At 64.5% G+C, this 473-nt stretch carries 2 pseudogenes; both read right to left on the bottom strand.

Annotated features, from left to right (window positions below):
* A pseudogene (locus tag U5805_RS31605) lies at positions 1–303 on the bottom strand (electron transfer flavoprotein subunit alpha/FixB family protein); the annotation flags it as partial.
* A gap of 13 nt (positions 304–316) precedes the next feature.
* Positions 317–473, bottom strand: a pseudogene (locus tag U5805_RS31610) (electron transfer flavoprotein subunit beta/FixA family protein); the annotation flags it as partial.

A 473-nucleotide genomic window follows, 5' to 3' on the forward strand; every position in this document is an offset into this window, starting at 1 on the left:
GCGCGGCGCAACGTTCTTCCCCGCCGCCGTGGCCGGCGCGAGAATGTGCGAATAGTGCTTCGCAATCGCGAGAACCGTCGCTTCGACGTTTTCCGCGAGACCCTGTTCGAGTTGCGGCGCATCGGCAAGCAGCACCTTCGCCACGCCCGCGATCTTCGCGGCGGCGTCGGCAGCGGCCTGCGCGTTGTGGCCCGCGACCAGCACATGCACGTCGCCGCCGATCTTCTGCGCGGCGGCAACCGTGTTCAAGGTCGCGGCCTTGATCGACTGATTGTCGTGTTCGGCAATAACCAGAATCGTCATTTCTTCGCTCTCCTTACAGCACCTTGGCTTCGGTCTTGAGCTTCTCGACCAGCGTCTTGACGTCGGCGACTTTCACGCCCGCGCTGCGCTTGGGCGGCTCGGCAACCTTCAGCGTCTTGAGACGCGGCGTCACGTCCACGCCAAGGTCTTCGGGCTTGACCGTCTCCAGC

It is taken from the genome of Paraburkholderia sp. J41 (assembly GCF_905220235.1).
Taxonomy (GTDB): domain Bacteria; phylum Pseudomonadota; class Gammaproteobacteria; order Burkholderiales; family Burkholderiaceae; genus Paraburkholderia.